The sequence below is a fragment of the Streptomyces hyaluromycini genome, from assembly GCF_002217755.1.
Taxonomy (GTDB): Bacteria; Actinomycetota; Actinomycetes; order Streptomycetales; family Streptomycetaceae; genus Streptomyces; species Streptomyces hyaluromycini.
Map to the genome: position 1 here is coordinate 233,409 of NZ_BCFL01000020.1, position 20,616 is coordinate 254,024.

Annotated in this window: 21 protein-coding genes; 6 read left to right on the top strand and 15 right to left on the bottom strand. The window is 71.5% G+C overall.

Translation table 11 applies throughout. The features are described from left to right. Window positions 1-3 precede the first annotated feature (3 nt). Entirely contained in the window at window positions 4-1,014 is a 1,011-nt protein-coding gene (locus SSP29_RS22845; RefSeq protein ID WP_089102611.1) for a M56 family metallopeptidase, read from the top strand. Between the two features lie 130 nt (window positions 1,015-1,144). Then, window positions 1,145-2,083, top strand: coding sequence for an alpha/beta hydrolase fold domain-containing protein (locus tag SSP29_RS22850; RefSeq protein ID WP_089102612.1), 939 nt, complete (start codon window positions 1,145-1,147; stop codon window positions 2,081-2,083). Window positions 2,084-2,287: 204 nt separating this feature from the next. Here SSP29_RS22850 and SSP29_RS22855 read toward each other — a convergent pair whose 3' ends face one another. From SSP29_RS22855 to SSP29_RS22875, 5 genes are all read right to left on the bottom strand, one after another. Continuing rightward, window positions 2,288-3,340, bottom strand: a complete 1,053-nt coding sequence (locus tag SSP29_RS22855) for an Ldh family oxidoreductase (protein ID WP_089102613.1) — start codon at window positions 3,338-3,340, stop codon at window positions 2,288-2,290. A gap of 21 nt (window positions 3,341-3,361) precedes the next feature. Further along, a complete protein-coding gene (locus tag SSP29_RS22860) occupies window positions 3,362-5,062 on the bottom strand; it encodes a thiamine pyrophosphate-dependent enzyme (protein ID WP_089102614.1) in 1,701 nt (566 codons plus the stop codon). Between the two features lie 13 nt (window positions 5,063-5,075). Further along, complete coding sequence (locus tag SSP29_RS22865; RefSeq protein WP_089102615.1) at window positions 5,076-5,936, bottom strand: amidohydrolase family protein; 861 nt, start codon at window positions 5,934-5,936, stop codon at window positions 5,076-5,078. Between the two features lie 141 nt (window positions 5,937-6,077). Further along, a complete protein-coding gene (gene lhgD, locus SSP29_RS22870) occupies window positions 6,078-7,277 on the bottom strand; it encodes an L-2-hydroxyglutarate dehydrogenase (RefSeq protein WP_089102902.1) in 1,200 nt (399 codons plus the stop codon). After that, the gene (locus tag SSP29_RS22875; RefSeq protein WP_174855994.1) at window positions 7,270-8,730 is read right to left on the bottom strand and encodes an aldehyde dehydrogenase family protein; all 1,461 of its coding nucleotides are present in this window, start codon (window positions 8,728-8,730) and stop codon (window positions 7,270-7,272) included. Before SSP29_RS22875 ends, lhgD begins: the two co-directional genes overlap by 8 nt. 181 nt (window positions 8,731-8,911) lie before the next feature. Between SSP29_RS22875 and SSP29_RS22880 the strand changes: the two genes are divergently transcribed. Further along, on the top strand, window positions 8,912-9,199 hold the full coding sequence (locus tag SSP29_RS22880) for a putative quinol monooxygenase (protein ID WP_089102617.1): 288 nt from the start codon (window positions 8,912-8,914) through the stop codon (window positions 9,197-9,199). Window positions 9,200-9,361: 162 nt separating this feature from the next. Here SSP29_RS22880 and SSP29_RS22885 read toward each other — a convergent pair whose 3' ends face one another. From SSP29_RS22885 to SSP29_RS22925, 9 genes are all read right to left on the bottom strand, one after another. Beyond that, on the bottom strand, window positions 9,362-10,366 hold the full coding sequence (locus SSP29_RS22885; RefSeq protein WP_089102618.1) for a uroporphyrinogen decarboxylase/cobalamine-independent methonine synthase family protein: 1,005 nt from the start codon (window positions 10,364-10,366) through the stop codon (window positions 9,362-9,364). Window positions 10,367-10,370: 4 nt separating this feature from the next. Then, window positions 10,371-10,829, bottom strand: a complete 459-nt coding sequence (locus SSP29_RS22890; RefSeq protein WP_089102619.1) for a GlcG/HbpS family heme-binding protein — start codon at window positions 10,827-10,829, stop codon at window positions 10,371-10,373. Beyond that, window positions 10,826-11,611 carry an alpha/beta fold hydrolase gene (locus SSP29_RS22895; protein ID WP_089102620.1) on the bottom strand — a complete coding sequence of 262 codons (786 nt, stop codon included), beginning with the start codon at window positions 11,609-11,611 and terminating at the stop codon, window positions 10,826-10,828. The genes SSP29_RS22890 and SSP29_RS22895 overlap by 4 nt, the downstream gene beginning before the upstream one ends. A 25-nt stretch (window positions 11,612-11,636) precedes the next feature. Beyond that, a complete protein-coding gene (locus SSP29_RS22900) occupies window positions 11,637-12,008 on the bottom strand; it encodes a VOC family protein (RefSeq protein WP_089102621.1) in 372 nt (123 codons plus the stop codon). After that, a complete protein-coding gene (locus tag SSP29_RS22905; protein ID WP_089102622.1) occupies window positions 12,005-12,775 on the bottom strand; it encodes a fumarylacetoacetate hydrolase family protein in 771 nt (256 codons plus the stop codon). Before SSP29_RS22905 ends, SSP29_RS22900 begins: the two co-directional genes overlap by 4 nt. Beyond that, window positions 12,772-14,220, bottom strand: coding sequence for an NAD-dependent succinate-semialdehyde dehydrogenase (locus SSP29_RS22910; protein WP_089102623.1), 1,449 nt, complete (start codon window positions 14,218-14,220; stop codon window positions 12,772-12,774). The genes SSP29_RS22905 and SSP29_RS22910 overlap by 4 nt, the downstream gene beginning before the upstream one ends. 32 nt (window positions 14,221-14,252) lie before the next feature. Then, window positions 14,253-15,173, bottom strand: coding sequence for a VOC family protein (locus SSP29_RS22915; RefSeq protein ID WP_089102624.1), 921 nt, complete (start codon window positions 15,171-15,173; stop codon window positions 14,253-14,255). A 128-nt stretch (window positions 15,174-15,301) separates the two neighbouring features. Next, a complete protein-coding gene (locus SSP29_RS22920) occupies window positions 15,302-16,213 on the bottom strand; it encodes a LysR family transcriptional regulator (RefSeq protein WP_089102625.1) in 912 nt (303 codons plus the stop codon). Window positions 16,214-16,324: 111 nt separating this feature from the next. After that, window positions 16,325-16,888, bottom strand: coding sequence for a carboxymuconolactone decarboxylase family protein (locus SSP29_RS22925; RefSeq protein ID WP_089102626.1), 564 nt, complete (start codon window positions 16,886-16,888; stop codon window positions 16,325-16,327). A gap of 217 nt (window positions 16,889-17,105) precedes the next feature. Here SSP29_RS22925 and SSP29_RS22930 point away from each other — a divergent pair, with 217 nt between their 5' ends. From SSP29_RS22930 to SSP29_RS58585, 3 genes are all read left to right on the top strand, one after another. After that, window positions 17,106-17,510 carry a cupin domain-containing protein gene (locus SSP29_RS22930; protein WP_089102627.1) on the top strand — a complete coding sequence of 135 codons (405 nt, stop codon included), beginning with the start codon at window positions 17,106-17,108 and terminating at the stop codon, window positions 17,508-17,510. Window positions 17,511-17,639: 129 nt separating this feature from the next. After that, window positions 17,640-18,062, top strand: a complete 423-nt coding sequence (locus tag SSP29_RS22935) for an SH3 domain-containing protein (protein WP_089102628.1) — start codon at window positions 17,640-17,642, stop codon at window positions 18,060-18,062. A gap of 195 nt (window positions 18,063-18,257) precedes the next feature. Then, on the top strand, window positions 18,258-19,022 hold the full coding sequence (locus SSP29_RS58585; RefSeq protein ID WP_150134726.1) for an XRE family transcriptional regulator: 765 nt from the start codon (window positions 18,258-18,260) through the stop codon (window positions 19,020-19,022). Window positions 19,023-19,077: 55 nt separating this feature from the next. Here SSP29_RS58585 and SSP29_RS22945 read toward each other — a convergent pair whose 3' ends face one another. After that, window positions 19,078-20,403, bottom strand: a complete 1,326-nt coding sequence (locus SSP29_RS22945) for an MFS transporter (RefSeq protein ID WP_089102629.1) — start codon at window positions 20,401-20,403, stop codon at window positions 19,078-19,080. Window positions 20,404-20,616 lie beyond the last annotated feature (213 nt).

Here is a 20,616-nt window from a genome sequence, read left to right on the forward strand (position 1 = left end):
CCGATGACCGTCAGCGTCTACGTCCCCTTCCTGGTCACCGTGGTCCTCGCGGTGCTCGCGCCCCGGCTCGCCCGGCGGTTCGCACCGCACCCGGCGGCGTGGGCGCTGGCCGGCGGCGCGCTGGTGACGGCGCTCGGCTGGCTGGGCTCGCTTGCGCTGCTCGCGTTCACCGGTCTGGCACAGATCCCCGAGGTCGCGGAGGAGGGCCGCTGGTCGGTGACGGCGCTGCGCGCGGACGACCCCGTGTACCTCACCGTGTCCGCGGTCGCGACGGTCACCCTGCTCGCCTCCCTCACCGGCCTCGCGGTCGCCGCCGTACGGCAGGTACGGCACCTGCTCTGGGCGCGCCGGGAGTGCGCGCGGCTGCCCGGGGACCTGGAGCTGGCCGTGCTCGACGACGCCTCGCCGCACGCCTTCGCGCTCCCGGGGGCGCCGGGCCGGATCGTGGTCTCGCACGGGATGCTGCGCTGCCTCGGCGACGCCGAGCGGGAGGCGCTGCTCGCGCACGAGCGGGCCCATCTGCGCGGCCGCCACCATCTCTTCCAGACCGCCTGGCGGCTCACGGCGGCCGCCTGCCCGCTGCTGCGGCCGCTCGCGGAGACCGGCGGTTTCGTGCTGGAACGCTGGGCCGACGAGGAGGCCGCGGCACACCTCGGGGACCGCACGGTCGTGGCACGCGCGGTGGGCCGGGCGGCCCTCGCCTCGGCCAAGGCCCCGGCCCGGGCCTCGCTCGCGGCGACCGGGGGCGCGGTGCCGCAGCGGGTCCGGGCGCTGCTCGCCCCGCCGCCACCGCGCCGCGCGCTGCCGCTGGTCGCGGGCGCCGCGCTGCTGGCGGTGTCCTGCGCGAGCCTGGCCGAGGCCGCGTCCGACAGCGAGCACATGATCGAGGGCGCCCAGTTCGCCGCGTGCGTGACGGCCCTCAAGGACACGGGGGCTCCGATACCGCCGCCCGGACACGGCCCCTGCTGCCACCCGCCCGGCGACCACGACGGGCCGGGCCGGCACTCCCGCTGACCGCCGCGGTACTTGACACCACGCTCGGAACGGGGGTTATCGTCACCCGACGATCGCCAGGATTCCTGATGGTCGACCGTCGCCCGGCAGGTGCCGCCCCGTGGCGCAGGCCCCTCCCGATCGGAGCCGTATGTCCCTGCTGGCCCGCCCTTCGGCCGCCGCGCTCGCCGCGAAGACCTTGCAGCGCCTGACCGGGTTCGCGAGCCGGCGCCCGAGCGGTCCGGGCTCCGACGCCGCCTCGCATGCCCGGTTCCCCGAATTCCCCCGCACAGTACGGACGTTGACCATCCCGACATCCGTCGCCTCGGCCCGCGCCACGGTGTACCTGCCGCCGGTCACGGCGCCCGCTCCCCCGGTGCACGTCAACTTCCACGGCGGCGGTTACGTCATGTCGCTCACCGAACTCGACGACCCGCTCTGCCGGTTCCTGGCCGCCGAGGCCGGGGTGGCCGTGGTCAACGTCGACTACGTCGTCGCCCCGCAGCATCCCTTCCCGGCTCCGCCGCGCCAGGCCTACGAGGTGGTCCGCTGGGTCGCCGAACACGCGGCCGAACAGGGCTGGGACGGCGCCCGTCTGACCATCGGCGGGCAGAGCGCCGGCGGCGGACTCGCGGCGGCGGTGGCCCGGCAGGCGCTGGCCGAGGGCGGCCCCTCGATCGCCCTCCAGGTCCTCCACTATCCCCCGCTGGACCTGGCGACGGACGCCGCGGACAAGCAGGCCGCCATCGCCAGGCCGATGCTGCGGCCCTGGATGGCCGACGTGTTCAACTCGGCGTACGTCCCGGAGCCGAAGCGGCGTGCCGACCCGTTGGTCTCCCCCGCCCACCCGTCCGACACGGCCGACCTGACGGGCATCGCCCCGGCGCTGGTGATCACCGCCGAGTACGACCTGCTCCGGGCGGAGGGCGAGCGGTATGCCTCGCGGCTCGGGGCCGTGGGAGCACTGGTGGAACACCACGAGGTGGGCGGCGTGGACCACGGGTACGACGGCAAGGACGACGTGAAGGCGCGGGAGGTCTATGCGCTCATCGCGCGTCATGTGCGGGCGGTTCAGGGCCAGGGCGCCTGAGAGCTCGGGATGTGCTGCGAGTGGGCGACCGACCGTCGTCGGTGGCTGGTCGCGCCCACGCGGCGGTAGCCGCACATCAACTACAGCCCCGCGTCCCTAAATGAAAGGGGCGCTGCACGGGCGCCCCTTCAGGGGCGCGGGGAACTGCGCGACCGGCCACGACGGCGCCGCAGTCGGCAGATCGCGGCACTTCCAGCGGAGCGCCTAGCCTTCGAGGCGCGGCGCAGTTACGCCCAACCGGTCGGCATGCTCGGTGAGTTCGCGCCACACCTTCGGCGCGACCGGGATGCCCTTCGCGCCCCGCTCCTCGGCCACCGCCGCACTGCGCTCGCCCGGGTAGAACACCCCGTCCGCGCCGTCCGCGACCGGCAGCCCCTTCAGCGTGCCCAGGGTGTCGTCGACGCCCGCGGCGAAAGCCTCCGGGTCGCCGAAAGCGGCCGGGTCCACGGCGATGAGCAGGGCGTTCTGCCGGTGCTTGCGGTCGCCCGCGTGGAAGGCCGCGAAGATCGGCGCGCCGACCAGGACGCTGGTCAGGAGCTCGAAGGCGAGGGATATCCCGGAGCCCTTCGCGCCGCCCAGCGGCAGGGGCATGACCGCCCGTTCCGGGTCGGTCGTCGGGGTGCCGTCCGCCGTCGCGGCGGCCCCCTCCGGCAACGGCGTGCCGGCCGCCTTCGCCTGGCGGATCTTGCCGAGGGCGATGGTGGCGGTGGCCATGTCCAGCAGCAGCGGGGCGTGTTCGCGGGCCGGTACGGCGATGGCGAGGGGGCTGGTGGCGACGGCCGCGCCCTTGACACCGGTGTAGCCCATGTTGGGCATGCCGGCCACGAACCCGAGCCCGACCAGGCCCTGTTCGGCGATCCGGGACACGTAGTAGCCGATGGCGCCGGTGTGCACCGTGCGGCGCACGCCGACCGAGGCGATGCCGGTCTCGCGGGCCCGCCGTACCGCCTCGTCGGCGGCGGCGGTCAGGGCGACGGGACCGGGGGCGCGGTCGGCGTCGAGGACGGCGGCGGCCGGGGCCGTCGACTCGATCGTCATCTGCGGCTGTGCGTTGGCGACGCCCTTGGCGAGCAGGTCCAGGTAGGCGGGGACGCGTGCGGTGCCGTGCGAGTCGACGCCGCGCTGCGCGGCCCAGACGAACACGTCGGCGGTGGTCCGGGCGTGTTCGGCGCTCAGGCCGCCCTTCTCGAGGAGGGCGGCGGAGAAGGTGCGCAGGTCGTCGGCGGGCACCAGGATCTTGGTGGGGGTACTGGACATGGTTGCGGTGTGTCTCCTGGGCTAGCGGGTGACTAGGACGTCCACGACGGCGGTCGTACCCTCGGCCACGGCCTTGAGGGCGCGTTCCAGCGCCGGCGCGAGCGCCTCCGACGTGTCGACGGTCTCGGTGTGCATGCCGAACGGCTCGGCGAACGCGGCGAGCCGGGGCAGCCGGTGCAGATCGGTGCCGAGCCATTCGCCGGTCTCGGCGGCCGCGCCGTCGGGGTAGAAGCGGCGGTGGTTGAGGTTCATCGACTTGTAGACACGGTTGTTGAACACCACGATCAGCAGCGGCAGTTCGTACGCGTTCGAGGCGTCGTACGAGGGGATCACCGGGTTGTAGGTGAAGGCGCCGTCGCCGATGGTGAGGACCACCGGCCGTTCCTTCGCGGCGAGTTTGACGCCGAGGGCGACCGCGATGCCCTGGCCGAGTCCGCCCTGGACGTAGAAGTAGGAGTCCGGGTCGGCGGTCCGCAGATGGCGCTTGACGACCCGGCTGTGGGTGATGGTCTCGTCCACGACGATGGCGTCCTGCCCGTGCAGCAGGGTGCGCAGGGTGGCAGCCACCAGCACCGGGTCGACGCCCTTGGCCTCGGCCGCCTTCGCCTCCGCCGCCGCGATCGCGGACTGCTCGGCGGCGTGCCGTTCCTCCTGCGCCGCCCTGCGCACCTCGACCGCCCGCTCGTCGAGGTCCTTGGCCCGCTTGGTCAGCTGGCGCAGCGTGTTGGCGACGTTGCCCTCCAAGTAGGTGTCGGCGAACAGCACTTGGTAGACGACGTGCGGGCGCTGCGGGACCTCGTCGATGACGACGATCTTCGCCTTGGAAGGGCGGCGGGAGGGCGGGTAGAAGGGCGCCCGGCAGTTGACCAGGAGGATCAGGTCCGCCTCGTCCATCCAGGGCCCGATGTCGCTGCCCGCGTGCAGCGGGTGGGTGCGCGGGAAGTTGCCGCAGACCGCCGAGTCCGGCTCCACGACCGGGATGTTCCAGGCCTCGGCGAAGGCGACCAGGGCCTCGAAGCCGCCCGCCTCGCGCCCCGCCGTCTCGGTGACGATCACGGGGTTGGCCGCCTCCCGGATCAGCTGGGCGACCGGATCGACCTCCTCCGGCGAACTGTGCGTCGAACCCGGCGGCACGACGGGCTTGGCCTCGCGGCCGTCCCACTCCTCCAGGAGGATCTCCAGGGGGATGTTCAAGTACGCCGGTCCGGCCGGGGCCCGCCGGGCCAGTTCCGCCGCCCGGGTGATCATGACCGGCAGCGTGTGCACGCTGGCGGCCTCGGTCGACCACTTGGTGAACGGCTGGGCGATGCCGTGCGGGCCGCCCACGATCGACAGGTTGCGGTACCACTGGCCGCCCGGGTCGTGGCCGGGGGCGTCGCCGTACGTCGTCGACTCCGAGGAGGCGACCACCATCGGCACGCCGGCCAGCAGCGCGCCGTGCACGGCCATCGAGCCCTGGAGCAGGCCCGGCGCCGCGTGCAGCAGCACGCCCTGCGGGCGGCGCTCGACCAGCCCGTACCCGGTCGCCATGCCGACGGCGACCGTCTCGTGGGTCAGGTCGAGGTACCGCGGAGCGGGCTCGCCGTCGCGGTGGCGGCGGGCCAGCGCCTCCCACACCGGGGCCCATTCGGACCCCGAGGAGCAGAAGACGTAGTCGGCGCCCGCCGCGTTGAAGGCGGAGACGACGGCGTCGCCGCCGTCGGTCCGTGGGTTGTTGGTCATCGCCCGTGTTTCCTCAGCCCTCGATCGGCCAGTTCAGGACCTCGGAGATACCGCGGCCCATGATCCATTCAAGCTCCTCGGCCGTGAAGTCCCAGTGCTTGGTGAACTGCTCGATCGTGTCGGTGTAGGTGATGCCGTGGCCGAGCAGCCGGGTGATGTCGGTGCCGTAGAAGCAGCGCTGCGGGCCCATCTTGTCGACCATCTCGCGCACGTACTTCTGGATGTTGTTGTTCGGGAAGGGCTGCGTGGAGTAGCCCGGCAGCGCCGACACCTTGACGTAGATGTTCGGGTGGACGTGCAGGTCGGCGGTCTCCGAGACCCAGTAGCCGATCGCGTCGTCGACGCAGCGGGCCATGATGCCCATGTGGTCGATGATGATCTTCAGCTCGGGGTGCTTGGCGGCGATCTCGCCCAGCTCGCGCTTCCAGATCGGGGCGTGGACCATGGTCGGGATGCGCAGGTCCTCGGCGATCGGCCAGTACCAGTCGTTGGTGCCGTCGATCATCCAGTTGCGGTCCTGCGGCCGGTGGAAGGTGAGCCGGGTGCCCTTCACGTGCGGGTTCTGCGCGAAGTCCTTGAGCATGGCCTTGCCCTCTTCGGGCTTGTTCTGCGGGATGCGGGCCATGATGCCGAACCGGTCCGGGTGGGCCTCGCAGGCCTCCAGGGCGTAGTCGATGCGGTCGCCCTCCCAGGACGGCGGCAGGATCAGCGCCCGGTTCACGCCGGCCTCGTCCATCAGCTCCAGGGCCTCCTCGTAGGAGAAGGGGTCCTCGCGGTGGCCGTTGAGCCGGATCCGCTCCCGGGCGCCGGGCACCCAGGGGCGGTCCGGGGTCTCTTCCTTCCAGATGTGGATCTGCGTGTCGACGACGAACATGGCGCGAACTCTTTCTCTCGAACGAAGGCTTGGGGTGGTACGGAAGGAACGCTAGGCAAACCGCGGGCTCTTGCGGAGATCCCGGAGCGCAAGCTGTTGTTGCACGGAAGTGCGCTGTTCGCGGGGCATATGGCCGCCGCTTCAGGCGTCGTCGAAGACGGCCGCCGTGATGTGTTCGGCGATGGCCATGGAGGCCGTGGCCGCCGGCGAGGGGGCGTTGCGTACGGCAGTGATCCGGCCGACCCGGTGGATGCGGAAGTCGTCGACGAGCGTGCCGTCGCGGTCCAGCGCCTGCGCCCGTACGCCCGCGCCGCCGCGCACCACGTCACGGACGCCGACGCCCGGGACGTACAGCCTGGCGTCCTTCATGAAGGCGGCCATGGAGAAGGAGCCGCGGTACTCCTTGACGCCGGTACGCCAGTGCCGGCCGGCCATCCGCCAGGTGCCCGGGTAGGCCGCGAGGGCCAGCAGGTCCCGGGGTGAGACCCGGCTGCGCCGGTACCCCTCCTTGGCGAGGGCGAGGACGGCGTTGGGTCCGACCTCCACCGAGCCGTCGACGCGTGGGGTGAAGTGCACGCCGAGGAAGGGGTAGCGCGGGTCGGGCACCGGATAGACGAGGCCCCGCACGAGATGGGCCCGGTCCGGCTTGAGCAGCAGGTACTCGCCGCGGAAGGGGACGATCCGGGGCTCCTGCCTGTCCTGGGCGAGCCCGGCCACGGAGTCGGACTGGAGGCCGGCGCAGAGGATCAGCCGGTCCACGCGCACGCGGTCCTGGCCGGAGGCGACCTCGATCCCGCCGGGGACGGTGGTGATCGAGGTGACCGGGAAGCCGAGGCGCACCTCGCCGCCCGAGTCCACGACGTCCTTGGCGAACGCGCGGGCGACCGCCGGGTAGTCGGTGATCGCCGTGCGCGGGGAGTGCAGGGCCGCGATACCGCCGACGTGCGGTTCGAGTTCCCCGATCTCCGCCCGGGAGATCCTCCGCAGCTCCGGCACGTGGTTGTTCTTCGCCCGCTCGTACAGGTTCTGCATCCGGCCGAGCTCGTCCTCGCGGACCGCCACGACCAGTTTGCCGATCTCGTCGTACGGCAGCCGCCGGTCCTGGCAGTACTCGCGCAGCAGGGACACGCCCCGCACGCACAGGTCGGCCTTGAGGCTGCCGGGCGTGTAGTAGATGCCCGCGTGCACCACACCGGAGTTGTGGCCGGTCTGGTGCCGGGAGACCTCCTGTTCCTTCTCGAACACCACGACCCGGGTGCCGGGGCGGCGCAGGGCGATCTCGCGGGCCGTGGCCAGGCCCACGATGCCGGCGCCGACGACGCCGACCGTCTCGTCAGCCATCGGCCCGCCCCGGGGCACCGAAGTGGACGGCCACCGTCTTCACGCGCGTGGAGAACCTCAGGACCTCCTCGCCCTGCTCCTTGTAGCCGGTGCCGGAGTCGTGGAAGCCGCCGAAGGGCAGATGGACGTCCCAGCCGGTGGTCGTCGTGTTGACCGCGACCTGCCCGCACTCGGCCTCGTCGGCGAAGCGGTACGCCGAGCCGAGGTCGCGGGTGAAGACGGCGGCGGCGAGCCCGAAGCCGGAGTCGTTGACCGCCTCCACGGCCGCGGTGAAGTCGCCGACCGCGCGGACGGCGAGGACGGGCCCGAAGACCTCCTCCCGCCAGACGGCCATGTCCGGGGTGACACCGGCGAGGACGGTGGGTTCCACGTAGCAGCCGTGCGGCCGGTCGGCGTCCGCCCCGCCCCCCGTGAGCACGGTCGCGCCCTGCGCCACCGCCCTGCCCAGGTCGGCGAGGACGCTGTCGCGCTGCTTCGGGCTCGACAGCGGGCACAGGGTGGTGGCGGGGTCGGTGCCCGGGCCGACGGTCAGCGCCCGCACCTCCGCGACCAGCAGCGTGACGAACTCGTCGTGCACCGGCTGCTCCACGATCACCCGGCTGGTGGCCGTGCAGCGCTGCCCGGCCTGGCCGAAGGAGGCGGCCACGACGGCCTTCGCGGCGGCCGGCAGATCGGCGTCGCGCAGCACCACCGACGCGTTCTTGCCGCCGAGTTCGCCCTGGAAGCGGACGTTGCGGTCGGCGAGGCGGCGCCGGATGCGGTTGCCCACGGCGTTGGAGCCGGTGAAGGTGATGCCGACGATCCGGGGGTCGTCGAGGAGGGCCTCCTCGATCTCGGCGGTCCGGCCGGTGACGACGTTGAGGACGCCGGCGGGCAGGCCCGCGTCGTGCAGGGCGCGGGCGAAGTGGAGCCCTGCCAGGGGAGTCTCGGTGGCCGGCTTGAACACGGCCGCGTTGCCGGTGGCGAGCAGCGGGGCGAGCTTGCGGGCCGGGGTGATCAGCGGGTCGTTCCAGGGGCTGATCACCAGGATCACGCCGATCGGCTCGCGCTGGGTGTGCGTACGGTGGTCCGGGCGCACGTCGTGCAGGAGGGTGCCGTAGCCCTGGCGGGCGAGGCCCGCGTAGTACTCCAGGAAGTCGGCGGCCTTCAGGGTCTCGCCGGTCGCCTCGGCCAGGGTCTTGCCGTTCTCGGCGGTGACGTCGGCGGCGATCTCCCCGGCCCGCTCCCGGATCAGCCGGGCCGCCTCGGTGAAGACCCGGGCCCGTTCGAAGGGGCTGGTGCGCTTCCAGACGGCGAAGCCGCGCTCGGCGTGGTCGTAGGCCCTGGTGACGTCCTTGGCGGACAGGGCCGGGACGCGGGCGAAGGGGGTGCGGACATCGGCGGGGTCGTGGACGTCGATCCATTCGCCGGTCCTCACCCACTCCCCGCCGGAGAGGGTTTCCAGAGTGCGCATGGAGATCACTTCCTTAGTCGTCCGCGGTGCCGGCCGTGCGGGCCGTTTGCGACAACACACCATGTGGGAGGGGGTCCACCAGACCCGCGGGGGCAGGCATTGATTGCACTGTGCGGGGGCCGTCGGGCGCATGATCCATGCTGGAATCGGGCGGGCCGGACAAGACCTGAGGAGAAGACGGATGGCATACACAGTCGTCGCCCACTATCGCTGCGCGCCCGCCGACGAGGCCGCGGTGCGCGCCGCGCTGCTCAAGGCGCGGGAGGCCACGCGGACGGAGCCCGCGAACCTGATGTACGACGTGCACGTCGTGGAGGGTGAGCCGGGTGGGTTCCTGTTGTACGAGCGGTACGCCGACCGGGAGGGGTTCGAGGCGCACAAGGCGGCCGAGCACTTCAAGGAGGTCGTCGTGGGGGTGGTGTGGCCGTTGCTCGTGGAGCGCACGGTGACGTTTGCCGAGGTTCTTTAGCGTCTGCCGGGCTGGTGCCGGTGGAGAGGGCGCGGGTGGACTGTGGTTGCGCGCGCAGTTCCCCGCGCCCCTAAAAGAAAGGGGCGCTGCACGAGCGCCCCTTCAGGGGCGCGGGGAACTGCGCGACCAGCCACGACGGCGCCGCAGTCGGCAGATCAGCGGTCAGAACTCGTTGCCCCAGCAATAACGGGCGATGGTCTCGACCAGCACCAGTTTGCGCTGTTGGTCCTCTGCGGTCAGCAGTGGCTGCGCAGCCACGTCCGCGAAGCCCCGTGACGGGGATACCGCGCCGTCCTCCAGGTCCTTGAATTCACCGACCGCGTCGATACGGGACATCACCGTGTCGATGTCCTCCAGCTCCGGCGCCGTCGCGTCGACCACGCCCAGGCAGAAGTCCCTGTCGTCCGGGAGCGCCTTGACAAGGTCGAGTTCGGCCTGCGTGCCCTGGTCGAACGGGAGGATCCAACGGTCGGCGCCCACGGTGGCGTACAGCTGCTCGGCGCGGGCCCGGTCCAGCTCGGACGGGGCCGACCAGCCGGGGGCGACACCGATGCGGACGCTCTCCGGGCGCTCGTCCAGCCGTACCGCCAGGGCGTCGACGGCCAGCGCGTCCGCGAAGGACAGGGCACCGGGGCCGGCCGGGTCGGTGCTCAACTGGGCCAGCAGGAGCGGGTTGTCGAGCTGGATCAGGCGGACGCCCCTCGACACCAGGAGCTCGATCTCGGCCCGGACGATCTCCGCGAGGGCCTCGCCCAGCTCCCGGGCCGAGGAGACGCCGAGGCCCGGCTGGAAGGTGGTGGCCGCCAGATACGCCGGAGAGGGCAGCGTGGCCTTCGGGGCGATCACGGTCAGTTCGGCGAGCTTGGCGGCCCAGTCGGCGAGCAGCGGGCCGTTGGCCTTGGGCAGTGCCTCGGCGACCCAGCGGACCAGGCCGTCCGGGCCCGCCTCGTCGGTTCGGCGGAAGCCCGACACGCCGTCGAGGACCGCGCTGCGGAAGTCCTCGCGGGGGAAGTCGCCGTCGGTGACGACGGTGGAGCGCAGCTTGCGCTGGTAGGCGACGGCCTCCCGGACCGCCGTGTCGACGGCCTCCGGGTCGGCGGTGGACAGGCCTGCCGGGCGGACCAGGCTGCCGTGGTGGTCGATGCGGTAGTTGAACGTGTCCGCCATGGTGTCAGTCCTTTCCGCCGGCGACGCCCCAGGCCGCGAACTCCAGCTCGTAGCCGAGGGACTTGAGGACCTCCTCGGCGATCTGCTGGTCCTCGTCCGCGGTGCCGCCGGCGATGCCGAGCCCGCCGATGATCTCGCCGTCCTTCTTGATGGTGAGGCTGCCCTCGGTGGCCATGATCGGCAGGGCGGCGCCGGGGAGCTGGGAGAGCTGGGAGAAGAAGACCGGCTGGGACTCCTGCCACTTCTTCAGCATCTTGCCGGGGCGCTGCATGATCGCCGCGGTGTAGGCCTTGGCGCGGGCGATGTCGGGGGTGAGCGGGCGGGCGCCGTCGGGGCGGCGGATGACGATCGGGAAGCCGCCGGCGTCCACGACGGCGACGCTCACCGCCTTGCCGATCTCCTGGGCGCGCTGGTGGGCGGCGCCGATGATCTCCTCGGCGGCGGCCAGGGTGAGGCTGGTCATGCTGCTTCCTTCGGTGCGGTGAGGGTGCGGCGGAGCCGGGCGACGGCGGTGTTGTACTGCTCGGGCGCCTCCCAGTACATGGAGTGCGGGGCGTCCGGGACGATCTCCAGGTGCGAGCCGGCCAGCAGCTCGTGGGCGCGGGTGACGGTCTTCACGCTGAGGACCGCGTCCCTCTCCCCGGCGAGGAAGGCGACCCGCACGCCCGAGGCCGTGATCTCGTCCAGGGTCGGGCCGTCGGTGTCGAGGTTGCGCAGGTCCTGCATCCTGGCCACGTTGAACGTGCCCATCTGCTGGAAGAGGAAGGTGAGGTCGGCCCGCTCCTGCTGGAAGGACCTGGTCAGCAGCCGGTCGATGACGGGCAGTTTCACGGCTTCCGCGCGGTCGGCGGCGGCCAGTTCCCTGAGCTCGGGGTGGCTGATGCCGCCGAGGGAATGGCCGAGGACGACCGAGGAGACCCGCTCGGGGCGCAGCAGCGCGGCGCGCAGGGCGGCGACGGAGCCGATGGACTGGCCGACCAGCATGGCGTCGGTGATGTCCTCCTGGTCGAGGACGGCGACCACGTCACCGGGGAAGTCCTGGCCGTCGAACTCGGCCATGGACGAGTCGGACTTGCCGAAGCCGCGCAGATCCACGGTGACGACCGTGAACTCCTCTCGCAGTGCGGCCACTTGCTGCCACCAGGCGGCGTGGTGGCCGCCGCTGCCGTGTACGAACAGGATCGCCGGGCCGCTGCCGTGGCGCTCGTAGTAGATGGAGGTGCCGTCGGAGTCGGCGAGGGGCATGGGGTGAACTCCCGTACTGATGCGCTTAGTTGGGGCGGCGGCTGTGGTAGACGAGCTCGATCATGGTGTGGTCGGGGTCGTGGATGTAGCAGAACTTGGACTGGTTCTCGGGGCGTTCGATCGGCCGGGTGTGCCGGATGCCCAGTTCCTTGAGATGGGCGAGGAAGTCGTCCCAGTCGTCGACCTCGACGGCGAAGTGGTAGGGCGCCATGCGCTCCATCTCCTCGACCGGGGTGAAGTGCAGGTCGAAGGTGCCCCGGGTCATCAGCACCACGCGGGTGTTGGACTTGGGCATGATGCGCTTCATCCCGAAGACCTTGGTGTACCAGGCGGCGGTGCGATCGGGGTCGGTGGTGGGGAAGTTGACGTGGTGGATGTAGCGGGGTTCCGCGGTCATGAGTGGTTGCCTTCCGGGTGTACGGGGTTGGACAGCACGCCGATACCGCTGATCGCGACCTTGACGGTGTCGCCGGGCTCGATCTGGCAGGTGGACTCGGCGCCCATCCACAGCACGTCACCGGGGTGCAGGGTGATGTGCCTGGTGATCTCGACGATGAAGTCGAAGGGGTCGAAGACCATGTCCCCGGTCGGGAACGTGGCGCGCACCTCGTCGTTGACGCTCAGGGTGGTCGTCTGGGCGAGCGCGTCGACCTCGGTCTCGATCCACGGCCCCATCGGCTTGAACGTGTCGCTGTTCTTGCTGCGCCAGAACGTGCGGTCCTGGTGCTGCCAGGTGCGGGCGCTGACGTCGTTGCCGATGGTCCAGCCGAACACCGCCTTGCGGGCCTCGTCGCGGTCGGCGTACCGGAGCGTGCGGCCGATGACGGCGACGAGTTCCGGCTCGGCCTCGAAGCGTCCGGTCACCTCGGCCGGTTTCACGATGGGTGAACGGTGGCCGGTGAGCGCGTTGTTGGCCCGGTAGCCGACCTCGGGACGCTCGGGGGTCGCGGCGCCCATGTGCTCGATGTGCCGCGGGTAGTTGTAGCCGACGGCGTAGAAGACGCCCGGGACGACGGGCGGCAGCCAGAGGGCCCCGGCGACGGGGATCGTGCCGAGGACGTCGGGTTCGCCCTCCAGCGGCGACCCGGAGAGCAGTTCGACGCGTGTCTCCCGCACCCGGCCCCAGACCGCCCGGCCCTCCACCGAAACTCGCGCGTACCTCATGGCGTCAGCAGGTGGGAGACGCGCTTGGTGACCAGGTAGGCGTCCAGCGCCTCCGGCCCGCCCTCGCGGCCGTACCCGCTGTCCTTGACCCCGCCGGAGGGCGCCTCGTGCACCGAGCCGCCGCAGTGGTTGAGGGAGAGGATGCCGGCCTCCAGTCCGTCGGAGAGCTTCTCGGCGGTGGCGGCCGACCTGGTGAAGCCGTAGGCGGCCAGCCCGTAGGGCAGGGAGTTGGCGGTGGCGAGGGCGTCGTCGAGGTCGCTGAACGGCACGATCGGTGCGAGCGGCCCGAACGGCTCCTCGGACAGCAGGTCGGCGTCCGCCGGTACGTCGGTGAGGACGGTCGGGGCGAAGAAGTAGCCGGGGCGGTCGAGCCGTTCGCCGCCGGTGCGGACGGTGGCTCCCTTGCTGACCGCGTCCGCCGTCAGCCGCTCGGTCGAGCGCAGCCGGCGTTCGTTCGCGAGGGGGCCCATGGTGGTGCCCTGGGTCAGTCCGTCGCCGACCACGAGCGACTCGGCGGCCTTCACGAACTCGGCGGTGAAGTCCTCGACCAGGGACTCGTGGACCAGGAAACGGCTGGGTGAGGTGCACACCTGGCCGGCGTTGAAGAACTTGGCCTGGGCGGCGCGGCGGGCGGCCTGTCCGGGGTCGGCGTCGGCGCAGACGATGACCGGGGCGTGGCCGCCGAGCTCCATCAGGGACGGCTTCATGACCTTGCCGGTCTCGGCGGCGAGGAGTTTGCCGACGGGCACCGAGCCGGTGAAGGCGATCATCCGGGTGACCGGAGAGGCGATGAGGCGGGCGGAGACCTCGGCGGGTTCGCCGAAGACCAGGTTGAGCACCCCGGCGGGCAGGCCCGCGTCCGCGTAGCACTCCACCAGGGCGGCGGCCGTCGCCGGGGTCTCCTCGGAGGCCTTGATGACGATCGAGCAGCCGGCCGAGAGGGCCGAGGAGATCTTCCGGTTGGGTCCGCCGACCGGGAAGTTCCAGGGGACGAAGGCGGCGACGGGGCCGATGGGTTCGCGGCGGACGGTGAGGACCGTGCCGGGCGCGGACGGGATGATCCGGCCGTACGCGCGCCGGGCGTCCTCGGTGTGCCAGCGCAGGGTGTCGGCGGTCCGCTTGGCCTCGCCGGTCGACTCGGCGAGGGTCTTGCCCTGCTCCAGGGTCATAACGCGGCCGATGGCGGCGGCGCGTTCGGCGATCAGGTCGGCGGCGCGGTCCAGGATCGCGCTGCGCTTCGCGATCGAGGTCGCGCGCCACACCCTGAATCCGTGCTCGGCGGCTTCGAGCGCGCGGTCCAGGTCGGCGGGGGTGGCGAGGGGGACCTCGCCGATCGTCTCCTCGGTGGCCGGGTTGACGACGGGGGCGGTCCGTCCGGAGCCGCCCTGGCACCACTCGCCCGCTATGTGCATGCGGACGGCGGGATAGCCGTGGTCGGTGGTCATGAAGGGGTGCCCTCTCAGGTTCGGGACCAGGTTCAGGACGCGGTGGGGGCTTCCTGGTCGCGGTTGGTGCGCAGGGCCCAGATGTGGTGCGGCGGGGTCGTCTCGTGGACCCGGGTGCCGTACTTCTCGTCGGCCCGGTCCATGTCGGCGGCGTACTCGACGCGGCCGCCGCACGGGGCGTGCAGGAAGCGGAAGACGTTGGAGCCGATGGTGTGCCGGCCGAGCCTGCGGGCCTCCCGCCAGCCGTGCTCGATCATGTAGTTGCCGCCCTCGATCACGTCGTCGAAGCCGGGCACCTCGTAGGCGATGTGGTTGACGCCCGCCTTGTCGGGGCGGTGGCACAGCAGCATGGTGTGCTGGTCGTCGTCGCCGGGGGCCTGCATGAACACGCCCATCGGCTCGACCACGTCGGTCGGGCGGAACCCGAGCCGGTCGACGTAGAAGCCGACGGCGGCCTCGCGGCCCTCCTTGGGGATGTTCAGGGCGACATGGCACATGCGCAGCGGGCGGACCCGGGTGATCGGCTCCAGGGCGGTGTTCCAGCGGGTGACGCTGCCGAGGGTGTTGGCCGGGCGGGGGGTGACCGGGGCCGGCGCGGGGCGGGCCAGGGTCAGGCCGACGCCGAAGCCGGTCTCGTCGACGGTGTGGTGGACGCCGTCGGCGCTCTCCCGGACCTCGCGGTCCCGGCCCGCCTCCGCGACGAGCCGCTCCAGCTCCTGCGGTGTGTCGACGCCCCAGACGACCTCGCGCAGCGTCGGCCCGTCCTCGACAGGGGCCGGCAGCGACGGCGACGGCAGGGTGTCGAGGTGGAGGGTCTGGCCGGTCCGGGTCTCGAACACCGCGTGCTCGTCGGTCCGTTCCACCGCCGACAGCCCGAAGTCGTCGAAGAACCGGACACATACGCCGAGGTCGTCGATGCCGTAGGTGACCGATTCGATTCTCTGGATTCCCATGGATTCCTCGTTTCCGGGTCGCCTCGCGAGCGTAGATTTCGGCTCGCGAGGGGCTCAATGGCCTGAGCTCTACGGAATGCGCAAGCGTTTCTTGCGGCTTGGGCCACTCGGGCCGCGGGCCGCCCGGCCTACGACCGGATCGCGGGAATCGGGTTCTGCGCGAACCACTCGGCGAGGAAGTCCAGGAAGACGCTGATCTTGCGCGGGGTGTCCTGTCCGGGGCCGTAGATCGCGTACAGCGGGCGGTCGGGTACGGCGAGGCCGGGCAGCAGCACCTGGAGGGCGCCGGAGACGAGGTCGTCGTAGACCGGGCGCTGGGGCAGCAGGGCGATGCCGCGGCCGTGCACCGCCGCCTTCTGGAGGGCGATGTAGGAGTTGGACGAGAACGCGATGTTGCGGATCTTGTGCAGGGTGCTGGTGTGCCCGTGGCCGATCCGCCAGACCGGGTCGTTGAGGTGGACCAGGCAGTCGTGGGCCGCGAGGTCGTTCGGGTGGTCGAGCGTCCCGCAGCGTTCGACGTACTCCGCGGAGGCGCACAGCACGAACGGCAGTGAGGCGATCTTCTTCAGCCGGACGCTGGAGTCCCTGAGGTCCCGGGTGTGGAAGGCGACGTCGAATCCGCTGTCCAGGAAATCGTAGGTACGGTCCGACATCCCGCCGAGTTCGAACCGGATCTGGATCTTCGGATGCGTCGCCGAGAACGCGGCAATGGCGTCCCCGAGGTCGAGGCTTCCTATCCACTTGGGACAGATGACGCTGAGGGTGCCCTCGGGCCGGTCGTGGAGCTGGGCGATGCCGGCGTCCTCGGCCTCGATCTCGTCGAGAATGCGGGCGGCGAACTCGGCGTACCGCAGGCCCGGCTCGGTGAGGCTCACGGAACGGGCGGTGCGGTTGACCAGACGTACGCCGATCTGCCGCTCCAGCTCCGCCACGTGCCGGGACACCAGGGAGCCGGACGAACCCAGTTTCTTGGCGGCCCCGCTGAAACTGCCGACCTGGGCGACGGTCACGAAGCTGTGCATGAGGAGCAAGCGATCCATTTTTCCTCCGAACGCGCGTGCGGCTCGCCCGCGCTGGTCACCCACACAAATAGAATGTCGGCAATCCTGTCAACGTCTCCCCGCTTAAAAGATCGGCCGCGTTTCTCATGGTCAGACGCTGGACCGGGCTCCGTCCGGGGCGATCCGGCCATAGCCGCGAATGTCCGGGAACGGCGGTTCCCGGTCGGCCTGGAGGTCCACCTGGAAGGTGTTCAGGCACATGCCGAGCATGGTGAAGTTGCCGAGCGCGCCGATCGTGTCGACCAGTCCCTTGGGGCCGAAGTGCGCCAGCGCGCGGGCGAAGGTCTCGTCGGTGACGAAGTGCTCCTCCAGGACCTCCCGGCAGAACTGGTAGAACGCCTGGTCGGCCTCGTCCTCGAAGACCGCCTCGCGCCTCTCGGCGATGGCCTGTACGGCCGCCTCCGGGATACCGGCCTCGACGGCCTGGTGGACGTGGGCGTTCCAGGAGTACTGGGCGTCCCAGTTGCGGGCGGCCATCAGCAGGGTCAGTTCGCGCAGGTGCTTGGGGAGGCTGCAGTCGAAGCGGGCGAAGGCGCCGAGGGACTCCGCGCGTTCGCACATCTCCGGGCTGTGCAGCCAGACCCGGAACGGGCCGCGGACGGCGCCGCGGCGGCCCGCGATCCGGGCGGCCAGCTCCTGCTGGCGCGGGTCCATGTCGTCTTCGCTGAGAACGGGGAGCCTCATGGGGCCGGTACCTGCCTTTTCTCTCCGGCGGCCGTGGATTGCCTGGTGACGCTACAGCCGCTTCGCGGACGCTCACACCTCCCGGAGCGCAAGGTAAAACTGCACGCCAGGGGGCACCCGTTCGCGCGCCCGCGGCCTACTGTCGGTCCGCGTGTCAGGTACGTCGCACTGGAGAGGAACCCCCCGGATGACCACGATCATCAAGGCCGCGTCCGTGCCCCTGCTGGACCGGGGCGGGGCGGTGCTGTCGACACCGCTGATCACCACGCCGTCGGCGGGCGGGGAGAACCTCATCACCAGCGGGATGAGCGTCTACCCGGTGGGCTCCGGGGCGCCGTTGCACTCGCACAACTGCGACGAGCACGTCACCGTCCTGGAGGGCGAGGCGGAGGTGTGGGTGGACGGCGAGGTGACCCGCCTTGAGCGGTTCGACACCACGTACGTCCCGTCCCCCGTCCCCCACCTGTTCCGCAACGTCGGCGACACCCCGCTGCGGATCCTGTGGGTGTATTCGTCGGGGTATGTCACACGGACCTTCACGGCCACCGGGAAGACGGTCGAGCACCTGTCGGCCGAGGACCAGATGGGCTGAGCCCGCGTGCCCTGGGACGTCCCAGCCGTTCCAGGGCACGCGGGGACGACATGGTGAGGGTCCGGCACGGAAACGCTCCGACTCGTGATCACGCTTCGTGGTCACGAGCACGACAGCACGGAGGTTTCCATGTCCCGTCGGATCCTGAAGAACGGCCTGCTGGCCACGGTCGCGGTGTTCGCGTTCCTGCCCACGGCCGGGGCCGCCACCGCGAGCGCCGCCACCCCGGTCCCCGCGCCCCAGGGAATCGTGCAGTTCTACAACTACACCACCCTGCCCGCACCGGCGGGCCACCGCCTCCACCACCGCCACCACACGTACCGGACCGTCGGCCGGGTGACCACGCACCACGTCCGGCTCAACGTGCGCTCCGGCCCGAGCACCCGCTACCGCGTGGTGAGCCACCGCCGCCACAACCACCTCGTCCCGCTGACCTGCAAGACGTACGGCGGCTCGGTGCGCGGCAACCACACCTGGTACCGGCTCCCGCAGCACAAGGGGTACGTCTCCGCCCACTACGTCCGGGTCGGCCACGCCGTCCCGTGGTGCTGACGGGCTCGCACCGCCGTACTCCCTGACCCCAGAGGCCTGTTCGGGAACCCCGTGTTCCCGAACAGGCCTTCGACATGCACCCCTCGATTCACCGTCTTCACACCTGTTCGCCGATTGCGGGCCCGGTCCCGATGGGAAGCCATTCCGACAACAGGGGCGAAACGCCCATAGCGTAATGAAGTCGAGGCAAGTGACATGCCGCACTCCGAAGGAGCGAGAACCACCCCACCGGACGAGTCGCCGGCGGCGAGGCTGCGCGAACTGAAGGAGCGTACGGGACTGAGCCTCGCGGCGCTGGCCGCCCGCACCCCCTACAGCAAGTCCGCCTGGCACCGCTATCTCTCCGGCGACAAACGGCCGCCACGCCCGGCCGTGGAGGCCTTGGCCAGGCTCGCGGGCGCCGACCCCGCGGCCGTGCTGGCGCTGTGCGAGGCCCCCGAGGAACCGCCGGTCGCCGAGGCGGTCCAGGAACAGCGGCAGGCGAGGCGCTGGTGGCGGCTGCCGCTCACCGCGCTCGCCCTGCTCGCCGTGGCCGGGGTGACCGCGACCGCCGTGACCGTCTCGGACCGGCGGGGTGCGCAGGGCGCCCAGCCGGTGTCGGGGGCACCGCGCTGTCATGGCCGGTCCTGCCAGGGCGAGTTGCCGGACGCCTCGGACTGCGCACGGGACGCGCAGACCAAGAGCACCGTCACCGACCCCGCCTACGACGTCCGGCTGCGCTGGTCCCCCGCCTGCGGCACCGCATGGTCCGAGGTACGGCCGCACACCCCGCACGCCCGGGAGGTCTCGGTCCGGGCCGGGCAGGACGTGCTCTCCGCGAGCTATCCCGCCGAGGACTCCGTCGGCTACACCAGCCCGATGCTCGCGGTGCCGGCCCCCCGGGGCGTGGAGGCGTGTGCCGAGGTGGCGGGACGGCTGGCCTGCACCGGACTGGAGGCGGAGCCCGCCGGCGAGCAGTAGGAAGGCGCCGCGCCCGTGGAAGGAGCGCGGCGCCGGTCCGGGCCGGGGGGGCCGGTCAGTGGGCGGCGACCAGCTTCTCCTGGTCGCTGCTGGCCTGCGGCTGCCTGGCCGAGCGCAGGGCGGCGATACCGATGAACACCATCGAGGAGACACCGGCCAGCGCGAAGGCGGTGAAGCCCCAGTCGCCGTTGCCCGCGGCGAGCAGCTGGCCGCCGAGCCAGGGACCGAAGACGGCGCCGAAGCGGCCCATGCCGGAGGTCCAGCCGACGGCGGTGGCGCGGTTGTCCGGGGTGGAGCGGATGGAGACGGTCGCGTAGATCATCGTCTGGGCGCTGTTGAGGAAGACGCCGGTGAGGAAGACGACCACGGTGGTGACGCCCATCGGCATGTGGACGCTGAGCAGGTAGACGCCGGCGGCGGTGAGGGCGAACCAGATCGCCGCGATGCGCGGGGCGCCGAACCGGTCGGCGGCCCGCCCGGCGACCAGCATGCCCACGATGCCGCCGAGGTTGAAGACGACCACGAAGGTCAGGGCGTTGGCGAGCTCGTAGCCCTCGGTGCGCATCAGGGTGGGCAGCCAGGTGGCGACGCCGTAGACCAGCAGCAGGCCGCCGAAGGAGGCCAGCCAGTAGAGCAGGGTCTGCAGCCACTCGCCGCCGCGGAACAGGCCGCGCAGCGCGTCCCAGCGGTCGGCGGCGGTCTTCTTGGCGGCGACGGCGGGCAGTTCGACCTCGTAGCGGTCGGCCAGGGCGGTGGCCTCCTCGGTGCGGCCCTTGGCGACCAGGAAGCTCAGCGACTCGGGCAGGAACTTCAGCAGGACGGGGACGAAGAGCAGCGGGAGCACGCAGACCCAGAAGGCGGAGCGCCAGCCGTACGGGTCGACCAGCCACTTGGCGACGTAGGCGGAGAGGATGCCGCCCGCGTGGTGGGCGGTCATCAGCACGCCGATGGTGATCGCGATCCGGCCGCCCTTGGCGTAGTCGGAGACCATGCTGATCGCGGTCGGCAGCAGACCGCCGAGGCCGACGCCGGCCAGGGTGCGGCCGAGGCCGAAGACCGCGAGGCTGCCGGAGATCGCGCAGATGCCGGAGGCGAGCGAGAACAGCGTGACGCAGGCGATCATCAGCTGCTTGCGGCCGATCCGGTCCGCGATCGTGCCCGCGGTCAGGGCGCCCACCAGCATGCCGAACGTGGCGTAGGAGCCGAGGTCGCCGGCCTTGTCCGGGGTGATGCCGAAGGTCTTGGTCTCCAGCAGGTGGGGCAGCACCGAGCCGTAGATGAACATGTCGAGGCCGTCGAAGAGCACGGCCAGCCAGCACAGGCCGACAACCAGCTGAGCCAGTTTGCTGCCGCGAGCGGACAGGGCGGTTGAGGAGGACATCTTTGTTTTCCTCTCGTCCAGGATGCGTTCCCTGGAGGGGAAGCGGTAGAGGGGGGGTCGACGCGGCTCGTGCAGCTGACCCGTGGTGCGTAGACGCTAAGGATCGGCGACCAAAAACGTCAACACTTTTGTCAACAATCACAGCAACAATCCGGCCACTGTGGAAAAGGGGGTGGGCAACGTGCCGTGACGCGTCGCCCACCCCCCAGAGAC

What these genes read in the sequence shown, in the direction of transcription:
- SSP29_RS22845 (WP_089102611.1), top strand. Translation starts at nt 4, where the DNA reads ATGACCGTCAGCGTCTACGTCCCCTTCCTGGTCACCGTGGTCCTCGCG.
- SSP29_RS22850 (WP_089102612.1), top strand. Translation starts at nt 1,145, where the DNA reads ATGTCCCTGCTGGCCCGCCCTTCGGCCGCCGCGCTCGCCGCGAAGACC.
- SSP29_RS22855 (WP_089102613.1), bottom strand. Translation starts at nt 3,340, where the DNA reads ATGTCCAGTACCCCCACCAAGATCCTGGTGCCCGCCGACGACCTGCGC.
- SSP29_RS22860 (WP_089102614.1), bottom strand. Translation starts at nt 5,062, where the DNA reads ATGACCAACAACCCACGGACCGACGGCGGCGACGCCGTCGTCTCCGCC.
- SSP29_RS22865 (WP_089102615.1), bottom strand. Translation starts at nt 5,936, where the DNA reads ATGTTCGTCGTCGACACGCAGATCCACATCTGGAAGGAAGAGACCCCG.
- lhgD (WP_089102902.1), bottom strand. Translation starts at nt 7,277, where the DNA reads ATGGCTGACGAGACGGTCGGCGTCGTCGGCGCCGGCATCGTGGGCCTG.
- SSP29_RS22875 (WP_174855994.1), bottom strand. Translation starts at nt 8,730, where the DNA reads ATGCGCACTCTGGAAACCCTCTCCGGCGGGGAGTGGGTGAGGACCGGC.
- SSP29_RS22880 (WP_089102617.1), top strand. Translation starts at nt 8,912, where the DNA reads ATGGCATACACAGTCGTCGCCCACTATCGCTGCGCGCCCGCCGACGAG.
- SSP29_RS22885 (WP_089102618.1), bottom strand. Translation starts at nt 10,366, where the DNA reads ATGGCGGACACGTTCAACTACCGCATCGACCACCACGGCAGCCTGGTC.
- SSP29_RS22890 (WP_089102619.1), bottom strand. Translation starts at nt 10,829, where the DNA reads ATGACCAGCCTCACCCTGGCCGCCGCCGAGGAGATCATCGGCGCCGCC.
- SSP29_RS22895 (WP_089102620.1), bottom strand. Translation starts at nt 11,611, where the DNA reads ATGCCCCTCGCCGACTCCGACGGCACCTCCATCTACTACGAGCGCCAC.
- SSP29_RS22900 (WP_089102621.1), bottom strand. Translation starts at nt 12,008, where the DNA reads ATGACCGCGGAACCCCGCTACATCCACCACGTCAACTTCCCCACCACC.
- SSP29_RS22905 (WP_089102622.1), bottom strand. Translation starts at nt 12,775, where the DNA reads ATGAGGTACGCGCGAGTTTCGGTGGAGGGCCGGGCGGTCTGGGGCCGG.
- SSP29_RS22910 (WP_089102623.1), bottom strand. Translation starts at nt 14,220, where the DNA reads ATGACCACCGACCACGGCTATCCCGCCGTCCGCATGCACATAGCGGGC.
- SSP29_RS22915 (WP_089102624.1), bottom strand. Translation starts at nt 15,173, where the DNA reads ATGGGAATCCAGAGAATCGAATCGGTCACCTACGGCATCGACGACCTC.
- SSP29_RS22920 (WP_089102625.1), bottom strand. Translation starts at nt 16,213, where the DNA reads ATGGATCGCTTGCTCCTCATGCACAGCTTCGTGACCGTCGCCCAGGTC.
- SSP29_RS22925 (WP_089102626.1), bottom strand. Translation starts at nt 16,888, where the DNA reads ATGGACCCGCGCCAGCAGGAGCTGGCCGCCCGGATCGCGGGCCGCCGC.
- SSP29_RS22930 (WP_089102627.1), top strand. Translation starts at nt 17,106, where the DNA reads ATGACCACGATCATCAAGGCCGCGTCCGTGCCCCTGCTGGACCGGGGC.
- SSP29_RS22935 (WP_089102628.1), top strand. Translation starts at nt 17,640, where the DNA reads ATGTCCCGTCGGATCCTGAAGAACGGCCTGCTGGCCACGGTCGCGGTG.
- SSP29_RS58585 (WP_150134726.1), top strand. Translation starts at nt 18,258, where the DNA reads ATGCCGCACTCCGAAGGAGCGAGAACCACCCCACCGGACGAGTCGCCG.
- SSP29_RS22945 (WP_089102629.1), bottom strand. Translation starts at nt 20,403, where the DNA reads ATGTCCTCCTCAACCGCCCTGTCCGCTCGCGGCAGCAAACTGGCTCAG.